The 19,236-nt window shown below is 59.0% G+C and carries 16 protein-coding genes; 12 read left to right on the plus strand and 4 right to left on the minus strand.

The window, feature by feature from the left end:
* On the plus strand, positions 1-647 hold a 647-nt coding region (locus BLR25_RS14215; RefSeq protein WP_143009870.1), incomplete at its 5' end, for a 3-ketoacyl-ACP reductase.
* A gap of 4 nt (positions 648-651) precedes the next feature.
* Positions 652-2,733, plus strand: coding sequence for an FAD-dependent oxidoreductase (locus BLR25_RS14220; RefSeq protein WP_091938558.1), 2,082 nt, complete (start codon positions 652-654; stop codon positions 2,731-2,733).
* Positions 2,734-2,943: 210 nt separating this feature from the next.
* Here the strand turns inward: BLR25_RS14220 and BLR25_RS14225 are convergent, their stop codons facing one another.
* Positions 2,944-6,246: a PAS domain-containing protein gene (locus tag BLR25_RS14225; protein ID WP_091938559.1), complete on the minus strand. Its 3,303-nt coding sequence runs from the start codon at positions 6,244-6,246 to the stop codon at positions 2,944-2,946.
* Positions 6,247-6,651: 405 nt separating this feature from the next.
* A complete protein-coding gene (locus BLR25_RS14230) occupies positions 6,652-7,110 on the minus strand; it encodes an Lrp/AsnC family transcriptional regulator (RefSeq protein WP_218122756.1) in 459 nt (152 codons plus the stop codon).
* Positions 7,111-7,286: 176 nt separating this feature from the next.
* Between BLR25_RS14230 and BLR25_RS21315 the strand changes: the two genes are divergently transcribed.
* Positions 7,287-7,526, plus strand: a complete 240-nt coding sequence (locus BLR25_RS21315) for a DUF2917 domain-containing protein (protein ID WP_176785904.1) — start codon at positions 7,287-7,289, stop codon at positions 7,524-7,526.
* A gap of 121 nt (positions 7,527-7,647) precedes the next feature.
* On the opposite strand, the gene BLR25_RS14240 is transcribed toward BLR25_RS21315, so the two are convergent.
* Positions 7,648-8,913 (minus strand): Hsp70 family protein, encoded by a 1,266-nt coding sequence (locus BLR25_RS14240; protein WP_091938561.1) that lies wholly within the window; start codon positions 8,911-8,913, stop codon positions 7,648-7,650.
* Positions 8,914-9,073: 160 nt separating this feature from the next.
* Here BLR25_RS14240 and BLR25_RS14245 point away from each other — a divergent pair, with 160 nt between their 5' ends.
* The 3 genes from BLR25_RS14245 to BLR25_RS14255 all read left to right on the plus strand — a co-directional run bounded on the left by BLR25_RS14245 (position 9,074) and on the right by BLR25_RS14255 (position 10,779).
* Positions 9,074-9,328 carry a hypothetical protein gene (locus tag BLR25_RS14245; protein WP_091938562.1) on the plus strand — a complete coding sequence of 85 codons (255 nt, stop codon included), beginning with the start codon at positions 9,074-9,076 and terminating at the stop codon, positions 9,326-9,328.
* Between the two features lie 13 nt (positions 9,329-9,341).
* Entirely contained in the window at positions 9,342-9,881 is a 540-nt protein-coding gene (locus tag BLR25_RS14250) for an RrF2 family transcriptional regulator (protein WP_091938563.1), read from the plus strand.
* Between the two features lie 130 nt (positions 9,882-10,011).
* Entirely contained in the window at positions 10,012-10,779 is a 768-nt protein-coding gene (locus BLR25_RS14255; RefSeq protein WP_091938564.1) for an NAD-dependent epimerase/dehydratase family protein, read from the plus strand.
* A 141-nt stretch (positions 10,780-10,920) separates the two neighbouring features.
* Here the strand turns inward: BLR25_RS14255 and BLR25_RS14260 are convergent, their stop codons facing one another.
* Positions 10,921-11,814, minus strand: a complete 894-nt coding sequence (locus BLR25_RS14260) for a LysR family transcriptional regulator (protein ID WP_091938565.1) — start codon at positions 11,812-11,814, stop codon at positions 10,921-10,923.
* Between the two features lie 592 nt (positions 11,815-12,406).
* On the opposite strand from BLR25_RS14260, the gene BLR25_RS14265 reads away from it, so the two are divergent.
* From BLR25_RS14265 to BLR25_RS14290, 6 genes are all read left to right on the plus strand, one after another.
* Positions 12,407-13,348, plus strand: coding sequence for a LysR family transcriptional regulator (locus BLR25_RS14265; protein ID WP_176785905.1), 942 nt, complete (start codon positions 12,407-12,409; stop codon positions 13,346-13,348).
* Positions 13,349-13,701: 353 nt separating this feature from the next.
* On the plus strand, positions 13,702-14,379 hold the full coding sequence (locus tag BLR25_RS14270; RefSeq protein ID WP_091938566.1) for an aspartate/glutamate racemase family protein: 678 nt from the start codon (positions 13,702-13,704) through the stop codon (positions 14,377-14,379).
* Between the two features lie 56 nt (positions 14,380-14,435).
* Positions 14,436-15,272, plus strand: coding sequence for a transketolase (locus BLR25_RS14275; protein ID WP_091938567.1), 837 nt, complete (start codon positions 14,436-14,438; stop codon positions 15,270-15,272).
* Complete coding sequence (locus BLR25_RS14280) at positions 15,272-16,204, plus strand: transketolase family protein (RefSeq protein ID WP_091938568.1); 933 nt, start codon at positions 15,272-15,274, stop codon at positions 16,202-16,204. Before BLR25_RS14275 ends, BLR25_RS14280 begins: the two co-directional genes overlap by 1 nt.
* A 56-nt stretch (positions 16,205-16,260) precedes the next feature.
* Positions 16,261-18,024, plus strand: a complete 1,764-nt coding sequence (locus tag BLR25_RS14285; RefSeq protein ID WP_091938569.1) for a thiamine pyrophosphate-binding protein — start codon at positions 16,261-16,263, stop codon at positions 18,022-18,024.
* Between the two features lie 96 nt (positions 18,025-18,120).
* Positions 18,121-19,143: a TRAP transporter substrate-binding protein gene (locus BLR25_RS14290; protein ID WP_218122757.1), complete on the plus strand. Its 1,023-nt coding sequence runs from the start codon at positions 18,121-18,123 to the stop codon at positions 19,141-19,143.
* Positions 19,144-19,236 lie beyond the last annotated feature (93 nt).

Consider the following 19,236-nt stretch of genomic DNA (forward strand, 5'->3'; position numbering starts at 1 on the left):
CCAACTTTGCCGGCATCGAGCAGGCCGGCAATCCCTGGGTCTATGTCCAGGCGGACGTCTCGACGCCGGCCGGTCGCGAGAAGATCGTCTCGACCGCGATGGCGCGTTTCGGGCGCATCGACGTGCTGGTCAACAACGCCGGCGTCGCCCCCAAGGTGCGCATGGACTTGCTCGAGACCAGCGAGGAAAGCCTCGACCGGCTGCTCGACATCAACCTGAAGTCGACCTTCTTCCTCTCCCAATCGGTCGCCAGGATCATGGAAAGCGCCAAAGCGGAGGATCCGCAGCGGACGCCGAAGATCATCAATATCTCGTCGGTGTCGGCCTATACCTCCTCGACGATGCGGGGCGAATACTGCATCTCGAAGGCGGCGATCAGCATGGTGACGCTGCTCTTCGCCGATCGCCTGGCGGCGGCCGGCATCAATGTCTATGAGATCCGGCCGGGCATCATCGCCACCGACATGACCTCGGTCGTCAAGGACAAGTATGACGCGATGATTGCCAACGGACTGACGCCGATCAAGCGCTGGGGGCAACCCGAGGATGTCGCCAAGGCCGTCTGGGCGGCCTGCTCCGGCCTGCTCGATTTTTGCACCGGCGAAGTCATCAACGTCGATGGCGGATTCCACATCCGGAGGCTCTGAGATCATGGCAAACCCGATTCCCCAGCACATCCTGGATGCGATGACCGACGTGCATCTGCCGCGCGAGGTCACGGCGCCAAAAATCGACGAGATTGTCGAATTCGACGGGCTCAGGATTCCGGTCTACCGTGCGCCGGCCGTCGTCCTGGGCAGTGGCGCGGCCGGCTTGCGAGCCGCCGTCGAACTCAAGCGGCGCGGCGTCGACGTGATGATCGTCACACGCAAACTGTTCTGGGGAACCTCTGCCTTCTCCGGCTCGGACAAGCAGACCTTGCATACCGCCTGCACCAAGCACCGCGGCGATGATTTCACCAAGATGGCCCAGGCGCTCGGCGGTGGCGGCGCGATGGATTCCGACGTCGCCTACGTCGAGGCGGTCGGCTCGATCGATGCCTTCTCGGGCCTGAAGTTTCTCGGTCTTCCTCTTCCCGAGGATGCCTATGGCGCGGTGCTGCGTTACCAGACCGATCATGACGAGTATGGCCGCGCGACCAGTTGCGGGCCGCGGACCTCGCGACTGATGGTCAAGGTATTGGCCGAAGAGGCCATTCGCCTTGGCATCCCTTTTCTCGACCATGCAACGGGCATGGCCCTGCTCAAGTCCGGCGAAGGCGATGAGGAAAAAGCGGCGGGACTGCTCCTGCATGTTCGCACCAACCACGAAAATCCCTTTGGCTTATGCGCCGTCCTCAGCCCGAATGTCGTGCTCGCCAGCGGCGGACCGGGCGAACTCTACCGCGACAGCGTCTACCCGAAGAACTGCTTCGGCTCACTGGGGATGGCACTCGAAGCCGGCCTGGTGCTGACCAACCTGACCGAACACCAGTTTGGCATTGGCACGCGCCGCACCGAGTTCCCCTGGAACCTTTCCGGCACCTATGTGCAGGTGATGCCCTACGTCTACTCGACCGACGCGAACGGCAGCGAGTACAACTTCCTGGCCGACTATTACCGGACGACGCAGGAACTCGCCTCCAACGTCTTCCGCAAAGGCTATCAGTGGCCCTTCCATGCCTCGCGCACGCTGGATTTCGGATCGAGCCTCGTCGATCTGGCGATCTACCGGGAAACCCGCAAGGGCCGAACCGTCTGGCTGGACTTCAACCGGAATCCTCAGCCCGTTCCCGGCGACCTGCCCTTCGACCTGGCGCGCCTCGACCCGGACGTTCGCGCCTATCTGGAGAACAACCAGGCCTTGCAGTCGACGCCGATCGAGCGCTTGCGCTGCATGAACCCGTTGGCCATCGAACTCTATCGCCAGTACCGAATGGAGCTTGAAAAGGCGCCGATTCCGTTCAACGTCAATCACCAGCACATGAACGGCGGCATCGAAGTCGATACGCACGCCCGCAGCAGCCTCGCCGGTTGTTACGCGGTGGGAGAGATTGCCGGCACGCACGGCGTCACCCGCCCCGGCGGCGCGGCGCTCAATGCCGGACAGGTCTTTGGCCGGCGTTGCGCGGCGCATATCGCCGAACGCCTGAAGCGCCACCCGGCACCCTCGGACAAGCTCGCGCGCTTTGCCGACACGGTCGCAAACGCGTTGACCTGGTTCCGCAAGAACCATACGGAGAATCAGCAGGGGCTTGCCCTGCCGGCACTTGCCAAGGAAATTCAGGATCGCATGAGCGACCATGCCGGCTACATATGCCATGTCGACAGCGTCGGCGAAGCGCTCGAAGCCGCCCGCGATCTCAATCGCCGGATCGCAGAACAGGGCATCAAGGTCCCCGATTCCACGCATCTATATGAAGCCATCCTGCGCTCGCAGATCGCCTTGCTGTCGGAGGCGGTCCTGGCGGTGCTGGATTTCTACATCCGCGACGGTGGGGGAAGCCGCGGGGCGCGGATGCTATGCGATCCAGCCGGCGTTCCGGTACCGTCCTCCCGGCTCGGCGCGCTCGACGAATTCCGCATCCGCCCGGAAAACCCCGCGCATCGCGGCGAGAAGATTCTGCTTCGCTACCGGCCGGGAACAGGCTTCGAGATCAGCAAACGCACGCTGCGCGGTCTTGAGGACACCGGCAAGATCTATTTCGAAAAGAACTGGGGCGCGTACCTGACCGGCACCATCTACCCGGAGTGAATTGATTCGCGAAGCGCTCAAGCCTGAGGCATCGATGCTCCAATCTCGGCAGTTGGCCGACGAACGGGTCTTGACCCTGCCTCAGGCGGCAGATCCAGTCAGCGATGTCCGGCGCCGCTACGATAACCTACGGACTGCCTTCTGAACGCGGTCTTGCAACCGCTCCAGCGCAAGGTGCAACGCAATCCAGCGGTTGATTGAGAACACACCCTAGAGATATTTCTTTATTTCAGCATCGTAGCGGGTGACATGGTCAACGATCCAGCCTCGTAGAATCTGCAGCAGTTCCGGGCTGCTTGGAAGCTTTCCACGCATCAGATTAAAGTGAAGACCGGCATAGTCTTCAAGAATCCTGCTGTGTTCGTCGATATGCTTATGCAATACATTGGCAGGCATCGCGAGCGAATTCAGGAAGGATTCTTCATGCTTGAAGTGGGCTTTGAGTTGAGCGCCAAATTGCGTCAAATAATCAAAGAATTGCACGCTGCCGATCTGGACATCGACCAAGGCTTCCAGTTGTTTGACAAGTTCGAAATGCTCGCCGTCTATCATCGCCATCCCGATCTTCGGTAGCGATTCATGCTCCGCGAATTTTTCATGGTGCTCCAGCCACCTCAGGACTTTTTCGAAAAGTACATCTGGTTTGAATGGTTTTGAGATGAAGTCATTCATGCCTGCTTGAAAACAACGCGTCCTGGTTTCGGAAAACGCATTGGCGGTCATGGCGATGATCGGCATTCTGGAACCCACCATCCCTCGTATTGCCTTTGTCGCTTCAATCCCGTCCATCCGGGGCATCTGCATGTCCATCATGATCAATGCGTAGGCGTTTTCCTTGACCTTTGCAATCGCCTCGATGCCATCGCTGGCAGAGTGCGTGACCAACCCCGCCTCTTCCAGATAGATCCTGGCGATTTCCAGATTGGAGGGTTCATCGTCGACAAGCAGGACCACTTTGTCGTGATGACGCAGCCGAATTAACTGCTCTGCTTCGGCTTCCGCCAATTTCGGCCGCATTTCCCTGCGGCGCTCTTTCTTCGGCAAGCGCACCGTCAGCCAGAAAACACTCCCCGCCCCGAGTGTGCTCGAAACCCCGATTTCACCTCCCATCAGTTCGACGATTCGCCGGGAAATCGCCAAACCGAGCCCCGTTCCCCCATACTTGCGCGTCGTCGAATTGTCGGCCTGCTCGAAGGGCGCAAACAATCGACCAATCGCTTCTTGCGAGATGCCGATGCCAGTGTCTTCGACCTCGAAACGGACGATAACCGAATCTCCATGATCCTCTTGTGCGCGAACGCGGAGAACAACCGAGCCACTGTCGGTAAACTTGATCGCGTTGCCAACGTAATTCAGCAGCGCTTGCTGCAATCGCAGTGGGTCACCGTACAACACACGCAAAGAGGGATCTTTGTAGATTTCCAACATCAATCCCTTTGACTGAACGCGCTCGAACACGATCGATTTGATATTGGCGAGCAGTTCGTCGATCTCAAAATGCACATACTCGAGAGCGACTTTGTCAGCCTCTATCTTCGACAGATCAAGAATGTCATTGATGAGTCCAAGCAGATGTTCGGCGGCAATATGTATTTTTCCGACGCGATCCGCCTGGACTGCGCTTAAATCGCCACGGCGAAGAATATGGGCCATCCCGATAATGGCGTTTAGCGGCGTCCGGATTTCATGGCTCATGGTCGCCAAAAAGGTGCTCTTGCTCTTGTTGGCTGCTTCGGCAACCCGCTTTGCCTCGGTAAGTTCGGCCGTACGTGCTTCGACAAGTTGTTCCAGGTGGTGGCGATAGTGCTCCAACTCCTGTTGCGCCAACTTCCGCTCCGTGATGTCCTCGACCAGGGAAATGATGCCGAACGCCTGCCCAAGGTCGTTGCGCAACGGCGATGAGTACCATCTGCAATCGATGATCGAGCCATCTTTACGTACATTACGGATGCTGCTGCGATCGAAGGCCGCTCCGGCCAGAAGCGCTTGCATCTTACCCCGCATTGAATTGCATTCGTCATCTTTGACGATGAACGAATAGTGATGCCCCAAGGCTTCGTTCCTGGTGTAACCGAATATTCTTTCCGCGGCCGGATTCCATTGAGACACTTTGAAATCGCTGTCCCACTCGATGAACCCCAGCGGTGCTTGATCGAATTGAAGCGACAATTTCTGGTGGGCCGCCAATAGTTCGGCCTCCTGGAGCTTGCTGGCAGTGATGTCCGCATTAATTCCGAGCACGCGGATCGGATTACCGTCTCGATCACGAATAACCACGCCATTGGCCTTGATGTACCTCACCCCTGTCGTTGGATGAAGAATCCGGAACGATGTATCGAACTCACTTTCTCCCCGGAGGGCTGACTGATATTCGGCGAGCGTCCGTGCCCTGTCTTCCGGATGAAGGCTCTCGGACCATATTTCAATCGTATTGTTTGCGCTACTTCTATCGACGCCATATAGCTCGTACATACGGTCGTCCCAGAGCATTCTGTTTTCCTGCAAACACAGATCCCATATGCCGAGCCGAGCCGCATCCGTCGCCATCAGCAGCCTTTGGGACAGGGTGGTCATTTTCTCCTTGGCCAGCACAATGTCTTTCGTCCGCGCATTGACTTGACGCCGGAGTAACACAACGAAACTCGCCAATAGCACAACGGCGCCGAACGAAATCAACATCCAGGCGATAACACCTCTAGATAATCCGCGGTCCGCGCTCTCAAGCCACTTCTTCGACTTGATGTTCAGAACGGAGTCCTTGTCCGCCTTCATGCGCGCAATATGCTCATCAATTTTTGATATGAGCATTCCATTCTTATTTTTCTTGACCGCGTAAGTCAGCCGAACCGGAGAAAACAAAATCGGCGTTCTGATAACGGACTGACCTTCCAAGAAGCCGGTGTCCTGCTGGTTTCCCGCTGCGCCCGCGTCAACCTCCTTGTCACTGATCGCCTTGAACACTTCGTAGTAGTTGTTCTTGAATATCACCTGGGCGGATACCTGGAATTGCTCCAGCTGCGAAACAATTGCTTTCGCATATATATCGCCTTTGAGAACGGCAATTTTCTTGTTTGAAAGATCGGGGATGCTCTGAATGGAGCCGCCGGGACGTTGCCAGACTACCCCCCAATCCAGAATGACGAATTCTTCCGGGAAGTCATATGCTTTGGCTCTTTCAGCAGAGTATGCAACAGTCGTAACTAGATCGATCTCTCCATCAGCAAGGCGTTGCAGATTTTCGGCCCACGTTCCATAAACATACTCTAGCCCCCATCCCTCTTGCTCCGCGATGTAGTCGAGAACATCGACAAACAGGCCTTTGACTTTCCCATTTTCGGCAAAAACAAGCGGCTTCGTGTCATATACACCGACGCGAACGATGTTTGTGGCTGCATATGACAATACAGCGTTAAACAGGAAGCACAAAACCAGAAGGGCATGCAGGAGATTTCCCCCAAGCACTCGGACACGGATTGCTCGACACCGTTTCTCGACAAAATGCATCAGTCTCATGCCACGGCCCCTCAAGATCAATTTGATCGAAACATTGCGACACGCACCCCAAAAAACGCAAAACCAGACGCACAAACGATTATTATTGTTCGTTTATTATATCAAAATGATCGAATATGATTGAGTAATGATTTCCCCGAAGGCTGCTTTGGCTGCTACTTGAATAGAGGCAATCGGAAGCTTGCTGACCGAGATGACCGGGGTATTGAACGACGACGATGTCCGACAAGCGTCGATCGGCCAGGGCCGGGCTCAAGTAAAAGGCAGGTTGAGCCTTATAGCGCCGGAAACCGCGCGACTAGCAGTCACGCAAGTCCGTCGAAACGCCGGCAGGTCATGGCATGTTTTCACTCATCCGCCGCGAATGGCCGGCGAGGCGGTATGCCTGCGCTGCTCAAGCTCAACTCACATGCAAAGCATCCGGTCCTGAAAGACCGTTTTCATGACCAGCGTGGAAATGAGGCGGCGGACGTTCGGCAGCGACGAGAGCTGGTCGTCGTAGAGTTTCTGGAACGCATTCAAATCGCTGGTCGTCACCTGCAGGAGATAGTCCGGCTCGCCGAAGAGTCGCTTCGCGTCGACGATTTGCGGGATATCGACGACGGCCCGCTCAAACGCCTCCACCGCCGTGCGGTCTCCCTCCCGCAAGGTCACGAACACGATGGCCGAGAACTTCAGCCCGAGCGCGGCGGAATCCAGTTGCGCGCGATAGCCCTTGATCACCCCTTCCTGCTCGAGCGTCCGCACGCGGCGGTGGCACGGGGAAAGACTCAAGCCGACGCGATCGGCCAGTTCCGTAATAGAAAGTCGGCCATCTGCCTGTAGTTCGGCAAGAATTTTTCTGTCGATCTTGTCAATTTCCAATTTTCTTCCAATTCATTGCAAAAATCAGGAAGGATTTGGAAGCACATTCTACAGCTAAAAGCCTATTCTTTTCACACGCTCGACACCTCGATGTTTCCCGCTTTCCGGCACCCGGAACATCGATGCGGCGGGCGAACGCGAGCGCCAGACAGACAGGATCATTCGGGGGAATCACCATGAGCGAGAATGCATTTTCCATCGACCGTCATCAGGCCGTTCTGCTGCCACCGCAACGCCCCTTGACCGTGATTTCCGGGGAAAGCCCGGTCTGGATCACCCAGGCAGGCGATCCGCGTGATTACATCGTCAGACACGGCGAATCCGTCGCGTTTTCCGGCGCCGGGGTGCTGATTGCCCAGGCCCTGTCGCAAGACGCGGAATTCCTCGTCAGAACGCCAAACACGCCACTCAGCTAGACGGATGCGCGCCGGGTGGGCATCCCCCGCCCGATGCCTTTGCGCCAATGCAAATGTATTGGCCCGCCGCACGATTGCGGCATAAGACGCGACCGGCCGGCGGCCGGGAAAAACGGCGCGACTAGCCGTAGCGCCGGGCGGCCTCGATCGCCAGTCCGGCGCCGATACTTCCGAACAGATCGCCCTCGACCGGGCGCGCCTGCGGCAGCATGGCGGCGATGCGGCGACGCAGCTGCGGCACGCCGCTGGCGCCACCGGTGAAGAAGATCGTATCGATGCGTTCTGGCGCGACGCCGGCATCGCGCAGGAGTTCGGCGAGCTTCGCCTCGATCTTGCCGACCAATGCGCTCGTCGCCGCGTCGAATTCGTCGCGGCTCAGCTGCCGCTGCAGGCCGGCCTCGATGCGATCCAATACCAGCGTCGTATGCGGCTGATCCGACAGGGCGATCTTCGCCTGCTCGACCTCGTTGGCCAGCCAGTGGCCGGCGCGTTTCTCGATCAGCCCGAGCAGGCGCGCCGTCTTCTCCGGTTCCTGCGAATCAAGGGCAAAGCGCTTCTGTTCGCTCAGCACCCGGTAGGTGTAGGCGGCGTTGATGCTGTGCCAGGTGGCGAGGTCGTAATAGATGCGCGAAGGGATTTCGCGCTGGCTTTTCAGCAGACTGCGGAAACCGAAGAGCGGCATGACGCTGGCCAGGCTGAACAGGCGGTCGAAGTCGGTACCGCCGATATGCACGCCGCCGTTGGCGAGCAGATCCTCGCGACGATCCGGCCGCGCCGCGCGTTGCGGCGAGAGGCGGACAAGCGAGAAGTCCGAGGTACCGCCGCCGATATCGACGACGAGGACCAGTTCCTCGCGATCGATCTCCGTTTCGTAATGGAAGGCTGCGGCAATCGGCTCGAACTGGAAACTCACCTCCTTGAAGCCGACGCTGCGCGCGATCTCGCCCAGCGTCGTTTCCGCCATCCGGTCGGCGACCTGATCGTCATCGACGAAATACACCGGCCGTCCCAGCACCACGTGCTCGAAGCTGCGCCCGCCCTGTCGGTCGGCCCGCTGCTTGAGTTCGCCGATGAACTGGCTGAGCAGGTCGCGAAACAACAAGGAGCGCCCGTGGACTTCGGTTCTGCCGTCGAGGAGACGACTACCGAGCAGGCTCTTCATCGAACGCATCAGGCGCCCGTCATAGCCCGACAGATACTCCTGCAGCGCGGCACGGCCAAAGTAGGTACGACCATCGTCGGCATTGAAGAACACCACCGAGGGCAGCGTCACCTTGCCCTCTTCCAGCGGCAGCAGGGTTTCCCGCCCCGGACGAACACAGCCGACGGTGGAATTGGAGGTACCGAAATCGAGGCCGCAGGCGCGGGCGGAAGAAACGTGAGGCATGAAAAAAGCGGGGCGATGTGCAGCGGGGCGGCGATGCTACGCGAGCCGGCGGCGCTTGTCCAGACCGCGCGTCATACAGCGGCCCGGCGGAACAACACGATCAAGCAACGACTGACACAGGTCGACGCTACCGGAGAGAGGCCCCACCGCTTCCAGCGCCTTGGCGCAACTCGACGCGGCGATCCACGACATCGCCCAGCACGTCGAGACCATCGCGCTGATGACCGACGAGAACACCACGGCATCGGACTCGAATTGTGCAACGGCACGCTTGCTCGATGAACTTTCCTCGACCCTCGAAGGATCAGTCAATCGCCATAAGACGGAAGCATTGATCCGGGCGAAGCGGCGGAGCGATCGGCCGTTGCCGAGCCCCGCCCTGCCGCATCGAGTTGCGTTTTTTAACGCGGAGTAGTATTGTCCGCGTTATGGCACACATTACCAACAGCGTCGAATACGGCATTCACTGCCTGCTTTGGCTGGTCGATCCCGCCAGCGGGCAGCCCAGCAGTCGTGATCTTGCGGAATTGCAGGGGATCTCGCCTTCATTCGTCGCCAAGATTTTTCCGAAGCTCGAGAAGGCCGGCATCGTCCAGGCGGCAGAAGGCGTGCGCGGAGGATATCGGCTGGCCAGAGCGCCCGATGACATTACGGTACTCGACGTCGTCGATGCGATCGAAGGCTACAAACCGCTGTTCAACTGCCAGGAAATCCGCGACCGTTGCGCCGTGTTTGACGACGACGCACCCACCTGGGCAACCCAGGGCGTGTGCGAGATCCACGCGGCGATGCTGCGCGCGGAGAAGGCCATGCGCGACAGTCTCGCGCAGGAAACGCTGGCGAGCATCGCCGCCGTCGTTGAACGCAAGGCACCGAAGAGTTTCCCCGTCGAAGTTCGCGACTGGCTGAACGACAGAACACAAGGCCGCGCAGCGCGACGACCGGCCAAACCCTCCGGCGATCCATAGCCCCCCCCACGCTGTCGTCATCCTTTCCAGCAGCACCACCTTAACGGCCCCCCCGCCGGGCACCGCGACGGGTGTCGCACATCCGTTTCGCGGGTGTCATTCCACTGCCCGGCCTACATGGAGTCCACACATGATCGAGAAATCCGAAATCGAGAGCCCCTTCAAGAACAAACGCATCTTTCTCGCCGGCGCCTCCGGCGCAATCGGCCGGCAACTCGCGCCCCTGCTCGTTGCCGACGGATGGCAGGTGCTCGGTACGACACGATCGGCAGACAAGGTGCCGTTATTGCGGGCGATGGGCGTCGAAGCGGCGGTAGTCGATGTCTATGATGCCGCGGCCTTGTGCCGTGTCATGAGCGAATTCAAGCCGGAGATCGTCATCCATCAACTGACGGATCTTCCGCACGCACTGGAAGCGAGCCAGATGACAGCGGCGTTGGTCCGGAACGCCCGCCTGCGGGACGAAGGGACGCGCAACCTGGTCGAGGCGTCGGTGCTGGCCGGCGCCAAGCGTCTGATCGCCCAGAGCATCTCCTTCATTTACGCGGACGGTCCTTTGCCGCACCGCGAGGAAGATCCCCTGCTGGCCGAAACGCACGCGGTCTATGGTGAAACCGTCCAGGGCGTCGCCAGTCTTGAGCGCCAGGTTCTCAACGCGTCGCTCGACGGGATCGTGCTCCGATACGGCCTGATCTATGGCCCCGGCACCGGCTTCGAGGCCCCCATCGCTCCCGGCTCGGTCCATGTCGGTGCGGCAGCGAAGGCCGCACACCTCGCGATCACCCGGGCAACGCCCGGGATCTACAACGTGGCCGAGGACGATGGCAGCGTCGTGATCGGGAAAGCCACCGGCATCCTCGGCTGGGATGCAGGCTGGCGGCCGGATCGCCAAGCCTAAGACAGCGGAATTAGCAGGGCATCGGCCGGAGCGGTCTCTCCATCTCTCAACGGGACTTGACCGTTCCGGCGCAGCAAGCCGACCGGGAGCCGCGGAGACGTACCGGCGGATTTCCTTCGCTGTGTGCTGAAGCTGGTGACCTTACGCAGACTTCGAGCGATCGATGATGAAGTCACGGAAGCGCTTCACCGACGGCTCCAACTGATGGTCCTTCATCCACAAGAGATGGATGTCCCGGTGCATCGTTTCCCGTTCGTCTTCGTGGAAACGCAGCACCTTGAGTTTTCCGCCTTCGAATGTCGGCGATAGCGGCGTGATCGCGATACCGAGATTTGCGCGGACCAGCGCCGACATGCCGATGCATTCGGCCACTTCGCCGGCAATAATGGGCTTGGCACCGATTCTCTCGAAGCATTTGACGAGATGGTTGCGGATATCGCTCGTCTTGCTCAGGCTGATCAAGGGTTCGTTCCTGACGTCGGCCAGGCTGACGCAGTCGTTGTTCGCCAGACGATGGTTCTCCGGCACGACAACGAACAACTCCTGCTTGAAAACGGGAACGCCCTCGATGGTCTTGTCATCCGGGTTCGCGGACAAGAGCAAATCGACGCTTCCCGATTTGAGTTTTTCAATCAAGGTGTAGTGCAGCCCCTGAAAAAACTCGAACGTGATCTGGCTATTGCCCTGATCGGCATAAAACAATTCAAGCATTCTCGGCACGAAGTCGAAACTGATGCTGTAGATGTAGCCGAGATTCACTTTCCCCGTTGAGGCATCGAGCATTTCATACAGATGCGCCTTGGCTTCGTTCAGGGTTGAGAAAATCTGTTTCACGTAGGGGAGAAAACTCTCGCCGTACTTGGTCATCAAGGTGTGGTTACCCTTTCTTTCGAAGAACGGGACGCCCAATTCCTTTTCCAGCTCCGAAATGGCATAGCTGAGACTTGGCTGGGAAATGTAGAGCTGGTTTGCCGCCTTGGTGTAGTGCAGCACTTCCGCCATCACCAGGAAACACTTGAGTTGTTGCAGGGTCATCGACGCATCCTTTCCTGATGACAATTTCAAGGAGGACAGGCATTTCCGGCGTTCGGGGTCGGGTTTCAACCCTGGCGGCGCGTCCAGTTCGCCTGCCCTGCCCGTCGCCCCGCCTGTCCACGCGCCCGCCGTCGCCACCGGCAACCGGCAACAACGGATGTGCCTGTCCCGATTGCGGCGGGAACAATGGTGGCGAATTTAGGTGTTGAAAAAAATTCTGTCTATTGTATTGACCGAATAGTGACTATTCGTATGGAGAATTATGGAAAGACGATTGTCCTAGTTCAAGGGCAGGTCCCGGCACCGCGGCGACCGGCGTCGCTCCACCGGCACGGACAGCGTGCAGAAAAATGCCAGCCACGGAAATGAAACTCCGCAGGCTGGCGATAACGCGTCGGCATTGCAGTCAAATGCCGGCACGGAGGTAAGCACGTGGCCCGGACGAACTCTCCTGCATGCTTGGTCCAGGCGCCATTACGCACCCGGCGCCATGCATGCGAAGTCATGCGCACAAGCCTTATGCATAATTTACCGATTGCAACAAATTCTGTACATGCAATACTTGCTATACAGACTATTCGATTGATGAATAATGAAAAAACCTATTCGCTCATCGGAACTCCTGGATACCCAGTCAATCCAGCTATTCGAGTCGCTTTACGCGACCCGCAGCGTGACGCGGGCGGCGGAACGCCTGGGGATGGCCCAGCCAACCGTCAGCAATCAACTCAATCGATTACGGAGACATCTCAAGGATCCGCTATTCGTTCGAACGGCAACCGGAATGGAGCCGACCCCCGCCGCGGATGAACTGATAAGAACCGCCCGCGAGGCGCTCGAATGTCTGAGGCATTTCTCGAATTGGGAACCGGCCTTCGATCCGAACCGCGAACAACGTCATTTCCGCATCTGCATGAGCGATGCCAGCCACATCACCCTGTTGCCGCGGATACTGGCGCATGTCCGGGCCGTGGCGCCGAAGGTGCGGCTCGGAGTCGTCCGGATTGACTCGCAAACCCCACGTTTGCTGGAGTCCGGAGAAGCCGATATCGCGATCGGTCTCATTCCGGAATTGGGACAAGGCTATTACCAGCAAAGCCTGTTCGAACAGGATTGGGTATGCCTCGCCAGTCGCGACCATCCGAGAATCAAGACCCGACTGACGATGAAAAGTTACTTGAGCGAAGCGCATGTCGGCATCGTTTCAGGAACGGGCTATCGCCTGCTCAACGCCGCCATCAGCCGCCTGCAAATCGACCGCGAGGTCGTTCTCGATCTGCCCGGATTCCTCGGGCTTCCGGCGATCGTGTCGTCCACCGACCTGTTGGTGACCCTGCCACGGCATATCGGCGAAACGCTGGCCAATGCCAACGATCTCAAGGTCTTCGCCTGCCCGTTCCCGATCGAGAAGTTTACGGTCAAGCAGCATTGGCACGCCAGGTATCACCGCGATGCCGCCAATCGCTGGTTGCGCGGCATTTGCAGCGAACTCTTCCTGCGCAAAGCAGGCGAAGCGCCCGAGCGCCGGGCCTAGCGACGCCTGGCCACGCCGCCGCAATCACCGACAGAACGCCGGCGTGATGCGCTTTCAGGGCGTCATCGGCTGAGCCGGATGCGCGCCGATAGAGTCATTCGATGCGCCGATAGAAATCCGGTATTTCACCTCTCAACGTGATTTGCATAGTCTGTCGTCGGGACACCGGCATTCATGCCACATGCAACTCGACGGCGCCCGTCACTCCATCTCAAGCCACGGAAATATAAGACAAAAATCGCCATAGACTGGCTCTATGAGCGCATAAAAATTGAGTATTTCATTTTCCCGAAGCAAGTCTTTACTCTAAAAAAAAATCACATACCCGATGACGAGTAGAGCGGAGAAATTTGATGAGATACGAGAAGCGCATCACTGTCCTGCAGACCAGCTTCGCCAAAAGAGAAGACACCATCGCTTACCTTGAGGAGCACTTGCCGGGAATCACGGTCGATTTCATTACCGACAGCTCCCTGCTGCCCGAGATCCGCAAGGCAGGAAAGCCGACGCAGCCGGTTATCCGGCGCATGACGCTGTACGCAATGGCCGCCGAGGCAATGGGCGCGGATTTGATCCTGAACTCCTGTTCGACCGTGGGCGAGGTCGCCGACATCTACGCGCAACTCGTCTCGGTACCGGTCGTCAAGATCGACGACCCGATGGCCCGGGAGGCCGCAGCCCTGGGCGACAACATCGCGCTGATCGCAACCCTGCCGACGACGCTCGGTCCGAGCCGGCGTGCCATTCAGCGTTACGGCCAGGAGCAAGGGCGCGACATCAAATTCACCGAGTATCTCGACCAGCCGGCCTGGGAAGCATTGGCCGCAGGCGACAGCAAACGTCATAACGCCATCCTGATCGAGAGCATCCGACGCCTGGACGCCGCCGGCTTCGACGCGATCGTCATGGCGCAGGTGAGCATGCGGGCGCTCCTGCCCGATCTCCGGGAGGTCAGGACCCCGGTGCTCTGCAGTTTCTACAGCGGACTGGATCGGGTGATCGACACCGTCAAGCAGATGTGCAAGGCGTAATCGTCCGGCGGATTCCATCCGGGCATTCCCCAAATTTCCGTGAAAAGAGAAGCAAGATGGCCGATTTCGAAAAACTCGATGTACAAGAACTGAAGGACATGGCCCGCACCATCCGCCAGGACATCGTCAAGATGGTCCATGCGGCCGGTTCCGGGCACCCCGGCGGAAGCCTGTCGGCAACCGACATCATGACCGCACTCTATTTCAACGTATTGAACCTCGATCCGCAGCAGCCGAAATGGAAAGGGCGTGACCGCTTCGTGCTGTCGAAAGGACATTGCTGTCCCGTCCTTTATTCGGTGCTGGCGCGGCGCGGCTTCATCGATGTTTCCGATCTCACTACCTTGCGCAAGTACGGCAGCAAGCTGCAGGGCCATCCCGATATGCATAAGTGCCCGGGCGTCGAGATGAGCGCGGGATCCCTCGGCAATGGCATCGGCTGTGCCGTTGGCATGGCGATCGCGGCCAAGGTTCGCCAGGAAGATCACAAGGTCTTCGTCCTGCTCGGCGACGGGGAGTGCCAGGAAGGCTCGGTGTGGGAAGCGGCGATGTGCGGCGCGCACCATCAACTCGGCAATCTGATTGCCATCGTCGACGTCAATCGCCTGCAAATCCTCGACACCACCGACAAGGTCATGAAGATCGATCCGCTAGCCGACAAATGGCGCTCGTTCGGCTGGAAGGTGCTGGAAATCGACGGCCACGACATGGCGCAGGTGCTCGACACCCTGAATTATGCGAAATCGATCGACGGACCGGTTGCCATTCTCGCCGCGACAGTCAAGGGCAAAGGCGTTTCGTTCATGGAAGACGTCATCAAATGGCACGGCGCAGCGCCCAGTGAAAAAGAACTGGGACTGGCATTGAGTGAAATTGAAGGAGCGGCGAAATAATGGAAGCGACACGATTTGTATTTGGCAAGGAGATCCTCGAAATTGCCAAAACGCATGACGATTTCGTGGTTTGTAATGCCGACACGAAGGCCTGCGGCATCGAGGCGATGGGCGACCTCTTCCCGACGCGATCGTATTCGATCGGAATCGCCGAGCAGAACCTGATCAACGTCGCCGCGGGCTTGGCGGCTGAAGATTTCAAGGTATTCGCCTGTACTTTCGCCGTGTTTGTGACGATGCGCTGCTGCGAGCAGGTGCGCAATTTCATCTGCTATCCGCACCTGAATGTGACCGTCGTCGGTACGCACACCGGTCTGCAGGTCGGCGAAGACGGGGCGACCCATGCGGCGGTCGAGGATGTGGCGATCATGCGCGCCTTCCCCAACATGACGATCATCCAGCCGGCCGACGCTGTGGCGGCCAAGGCCATCGCCCACGCCGCCCACCAGTTCCACGGGCCGCTCTATGTTCGTTTGCACCGCAATCCCTCGCCGCTCATCTACGACGAGTCCTATACGTTCGAGCTCGGAAAGGCGACACGGGTACTGAACTTCGGCGACGACGTCGCCCTGATCAGCTCCGGAATCATGCTGCAGAAAGCCCTCGACGCAGCCGGCGCCCTCAAGGAAAAAGGAATCAAGGCCCGTGTCATCGACATGAGCACGCTGAAGCCGCTCGACGAAGACGCGGTGCTCGAGGCGGCGCGAGCGACCAACGCAATCGTCACGATCGAGGATCACTCGCTGATTGGCGGTCTCGGCTCGGCGGTGACCCAACTCCTCTCCGAGAAGCACCCCTGTCATGTGAAATGCATCGGCATTCCGGATGTATTCGGCGAATCGGGGCCGAGTGAGGTTTTGTACGCCAAGCACCGCATGGATGTCCCCAGCATCGTCGCCGCCGCCGAACAGGTGGTTGCGAAGAAGAGATAGGTCCGCATCAACACATTGAACGGCAGAAAATTTTTGCGCAATCAGGAGAAAATGCAATGAAAAGGAATATGTCGGAACAGATCGTCAAATATCTTGAGGATCGTGGCATTGAATACATTTTTGGCATGTGCGGCCATACGAATATCGCGTTTCTCGCGGAATTGGCCAAGAGCGAAAAGATCAAGTTCGTCAACGTTCGTCACGAACAGATTGCTTCCCATGCTGCCGATGGCTATGCGCGGATAACGAAGAAGGCGTCGGTGGTCTTGAGCACGCTCGGCCCGGGCATCACCAATAACGTGACCGGGGTCGCGACTGCGGCACTCGACTCGATTCCGATGGTCGTCATCGCCGGCGATGTCCAGTCCTACTATTTCGGCAAACATCCGCACCAGGAGGTCAACCTGCATGCGGACGGTGCGCAGAGCGAGATCTACCGGCCGTTCGTCAAGCGCGTGTGGCGCGTTGACCGCGCCGAACTGTTCCCGGAAATTCTCGAAAAGGCGTTCATCATGGCCGAATCGGGGCGGCCGGGCCCGGTCCTGATCGACGTGCCGATGGACATGTTCTCGGCGCATGTCGAGGAAGCCTTGTTCAATCGGGTGAAGTGCAATACCCGGAAACTCGAAAAGCCGTCGATCGACGAAGAATTGGCCGAGCGCGTCATTCGCGAGATCGCCGGCGCGAAAAATCCGGTGATCCACGTCGGCGGCGGCGTCAAAGGCGCGTGCGCGACCAAGGAGTTCGAGGAATTCGTCAAGCACATGGGCATCCCGGTCAGCTGCACGTTGATGGGCAAGGCCACATTGCCGGACACCAACCCGCTGATGTTGGGCATGACCGGCTTTTGGGGAACGAAGTTCATCAACGACAAATGTCGTGGCGCCGACTATATCCTCGCCATGGGGACGAGTTTCAAGGAGTGTGACTCCAGTTCCTGGTATCCCGATTTCACCTTTGCCGGCCCCCCGACCAAGCTGATCCATATCGACATCGACCCGGCCGAAATCGGACGGAATTATCCGGTCGAAATCGGCGTCGTCGCCGACCTGAAAAACGCGCTGAAGGTGCTGAACAAGGTCGCCAAGCGCTTGTATCCGACGCCGCGCAGGAATCCGGCAGTCGAGCAAGAGATCGCGCAGGCGAAGCAGGCATTCCGGGACGCCAACCGGGCGGTTGAGGAAAGCGCCCAGTTCCCGATGAGCCCGCAGCGCATCCTGGCCGATTTGCGCGCCGCCGCGCCCGCCGATGCGCTGATCGTGACCGACGTGGGCTGGAACAAGAACGGGATCGGCCAGCAGTTCTCGTTCTATACCGCCGACACCTTCATCACGCCGGGCGGCCTCGCGACGATGGGCTTCGGCGTGCCGGGCGCCATGGGCGTCAAGATCGGCGCGCCGGACAAGACCGTCATCGCCGTCGTCGGCGACGGCGGCTTCGGCCAGAATCCGGCGGTATTGGCCTCGATCGCCGCCGAGAACGTTCCGGTGGTCGTCGTCATCATGAACAACAACGCCTTCGGCACCATTGCCGGCCTCATCAAGGCGCACTACGACACGACCTTCGGAACGCTGTTCACCCGCAACGGCGAGGAATATGCCCCCGATTACGCCGGCATCGCACGCAACTACGGCATCGACGGCGTGAGCATCGAGCGCGCCGAAGACTTCAAGCCGGAACTGGAGAAGGCGATCAAGGCGAACAAACCGATCGTGCTCGACGTCCGGATGGTGAATATCCCGACGCCGACCGAGGGCCACTGGGACATTATGACGGTGTTCTCGCCCGGCAAGACGGTGCATCACGTCAGCACGCACTGAAGTCACCCGGCGCCGTCCCGGAAAGTCCGGTAGTTCGGGCTTTCCGCGGACGCGCCTTTTCAGCAACAGAATCGATCCATTGGACCGGAGAATGCCATGCGAATGAATCGTCTGATTGATGGAGTACTCGCGCTTACGGCTTGCCTGGCGCTATCGGCGGCAGGCGGGGCTAGCGCCCAGGAAATCCAGGAGCGCACGATCAAGTTTGGTCACCTGAACAATACCGATCACCCGATCAGCATGGGGGTGCGGAAATTCGGCGAACTGATCGCGGCCAAGAGCGACGGAAAGCTCAAGCTGAAGGAATATCCAGCCTCGCAACTCGGCAGCGATATGCAGCAACAGGGCGCGCTGCGGGGCGGGACACAGGAAATGTCGGCACCGGCCTCGACTTCGCTGGCCGGCATCGTACGGGAATTCGGCCTGCTGGATTTTCCCTTCGCGGTCAGTAACAGCGCCCAGGCCGATGCTCTTCTCGACGGACCGCTGGGCAAGGCCCTGATGGCCAAGCTACCGGAGAAAGGCCTGGTTGCGCTGGGCTTCTGGGAACTCGGATTTCGCAATGTCACCAACAGCAAGCGCCCGATTGCAAAGGCCGATGACCTGGTCGGCCTCAAGCTTCGTGTCATCCCGAACGAGGTCTTCGTGCAGAGTTTCAAGGCCCTCGGCGTCAATCCCGTGCCGATGCCGATCTCCGAGGTGTACACGGCAATGGAGACGAAAGCCATCGACGGACATGAAAACCCATTTTCGGTCATCCATTCCAACAAGTTCTACGAGGTCCAGAAATTCGTCAGTGCGACGAATCATGTCTATGGGGCCAATATTCTGCTCGTCAGCAAGAAGTTCTGGGACAAGCTTTCCTTGACCGAGCAGAAGATCCTGCAGGACTCGATGAAGGAAGCCATCGCCTACGAGCGGACCATGAGCCGTGCGACCGCGACGAAGTCGGTGGCCGAACTTCAGGCGGCCGGCATGCAGTACAGCGAATTGCCGCCGGCGGAGCTGGCCAAGATGGCGGCAACGGTCAAGCCGGTCACCGACAAGTTCGCAGCGGACTATGACCCGGCAATCATGAAGATCTATCGCGAAGAACTCGCCAAGGCGAGAAAACTCTAGCGAGTTGCCCTGACGGGTACGACGGGGATGCGGCCAAGACGGCATCCCCGCAGCCCCCCTCCCTTTTCCGGAAAAAACACACTCAGTGCGGGC

The organism is Propionivibrio dicarboxylicus, assembly GCF_900099695.1.
In the GTDB taxonomy this organism is placed as follows: Bacteria; Pseudomonadota; Gammaproteobacteria; order Burkholderiales; family Rhodocyclaceae; genus Propionivibrio; species Propionivibrio dicarboxylicus.

What these genes read in the sequence shown, in the direction of transcription:
- BLR25_RS14265 (WP_176785905.1), top strand. Translation starts at nt 12,407, where the DNA reads ATGAAAAAACCTATTCGCTCATCGGAACTCCTGGATACCCAGTCAATC.
- BLR25_RS14250 (WP_091938563.1), top strand. Translation starts at nt 9,342, where the DNA reads ATGGCACACATTACCAACAGCGTCGAATACGGCATTCACTGCCTGCTT.
- BLR25_RS14240 (WP_091938561.1), bottom strand. Translation starts at nt 8,913, where the DNA reads ATGCCTCACGTTTCTTCCGCCCGCGCCTGCGGCCTCGATTTCGGTACC.
- BLR25_RS14270 (WP_091938566.1), top strand. Translation starts at nt 13,702, where the DNA reads ATGAGATACGAGAAGCGCATCACTGTCCTGCAGACCAGCTTCGCCAAA.
- BLR25_RS14275 (WP_091938567.1), top strand. Translation starts at nt 14,436, where the DNA reads ATGGCCGATTTCGAAAAACTCGATGTACAAGAACTGAAGGACATGGCC.
- BLR25_RS21315 (WP_176785904.1), top strand. Translation starts at nt 7,287, where the DNA reads ATGAGCGAGAATGCATTTTCCATCGACCGTCATCAGGCCGTTCTGCTG.
- BLR25_RS14260 (WP_091938565.1), bottom strand. Translation starts at nt 11,814, where the DNA reads ATGACCCTGCAACAACTCAAGTGTTTCCTGGTGATGGCGGAAGTGCTG.
- BLR25_RS14285 (WP_091938569.1), top strand. Translation starts at nt 16,261, where the DNA reads ATGAAAAGGAATATGTCGGAACAGATCGTCAAATATCTTGAGGATCGT.
- BLR25_RS14280 (WP_091938568.1), top strand. Translation starts at nt 15,272, where the DNA reads ATGGAAGCGACACGATTTGTATTTGGCAAGGAGATCCTCGAAATTGCC.
- BLR25_RS14290 (WP_218122757.1), top strand. Translation starts at nt 18,121, where the DNA reads ATGCGAATGAATCGTCTGATTGATGGAGTACTCGCGCTTACGGCTTGC.
- BLR25_RS14255 (WP_091938564.1), top strand. Translation starts at nt 10,012, where the DNA reads ATGATCGAGAAATCCGAAATCGAGAGCCCCTTCAAGAACAAACGCATC.
- BLR25_RS14220 (WP_091938558.1), top strand. Translation starts at nt 652, where the DNA reads ATGGCAAACCCGATTCCCCAGCACATCCTGGATGCGATGACCGACGTG.
- BLR25_RS14225 (WP_091938559.1), bottom strand. Translation starts at nt 6,246, where the DNA reads ATGAGACTGATGCATTTTGTCGAGAAACGGTGTCGAGCAATCCGTGTC.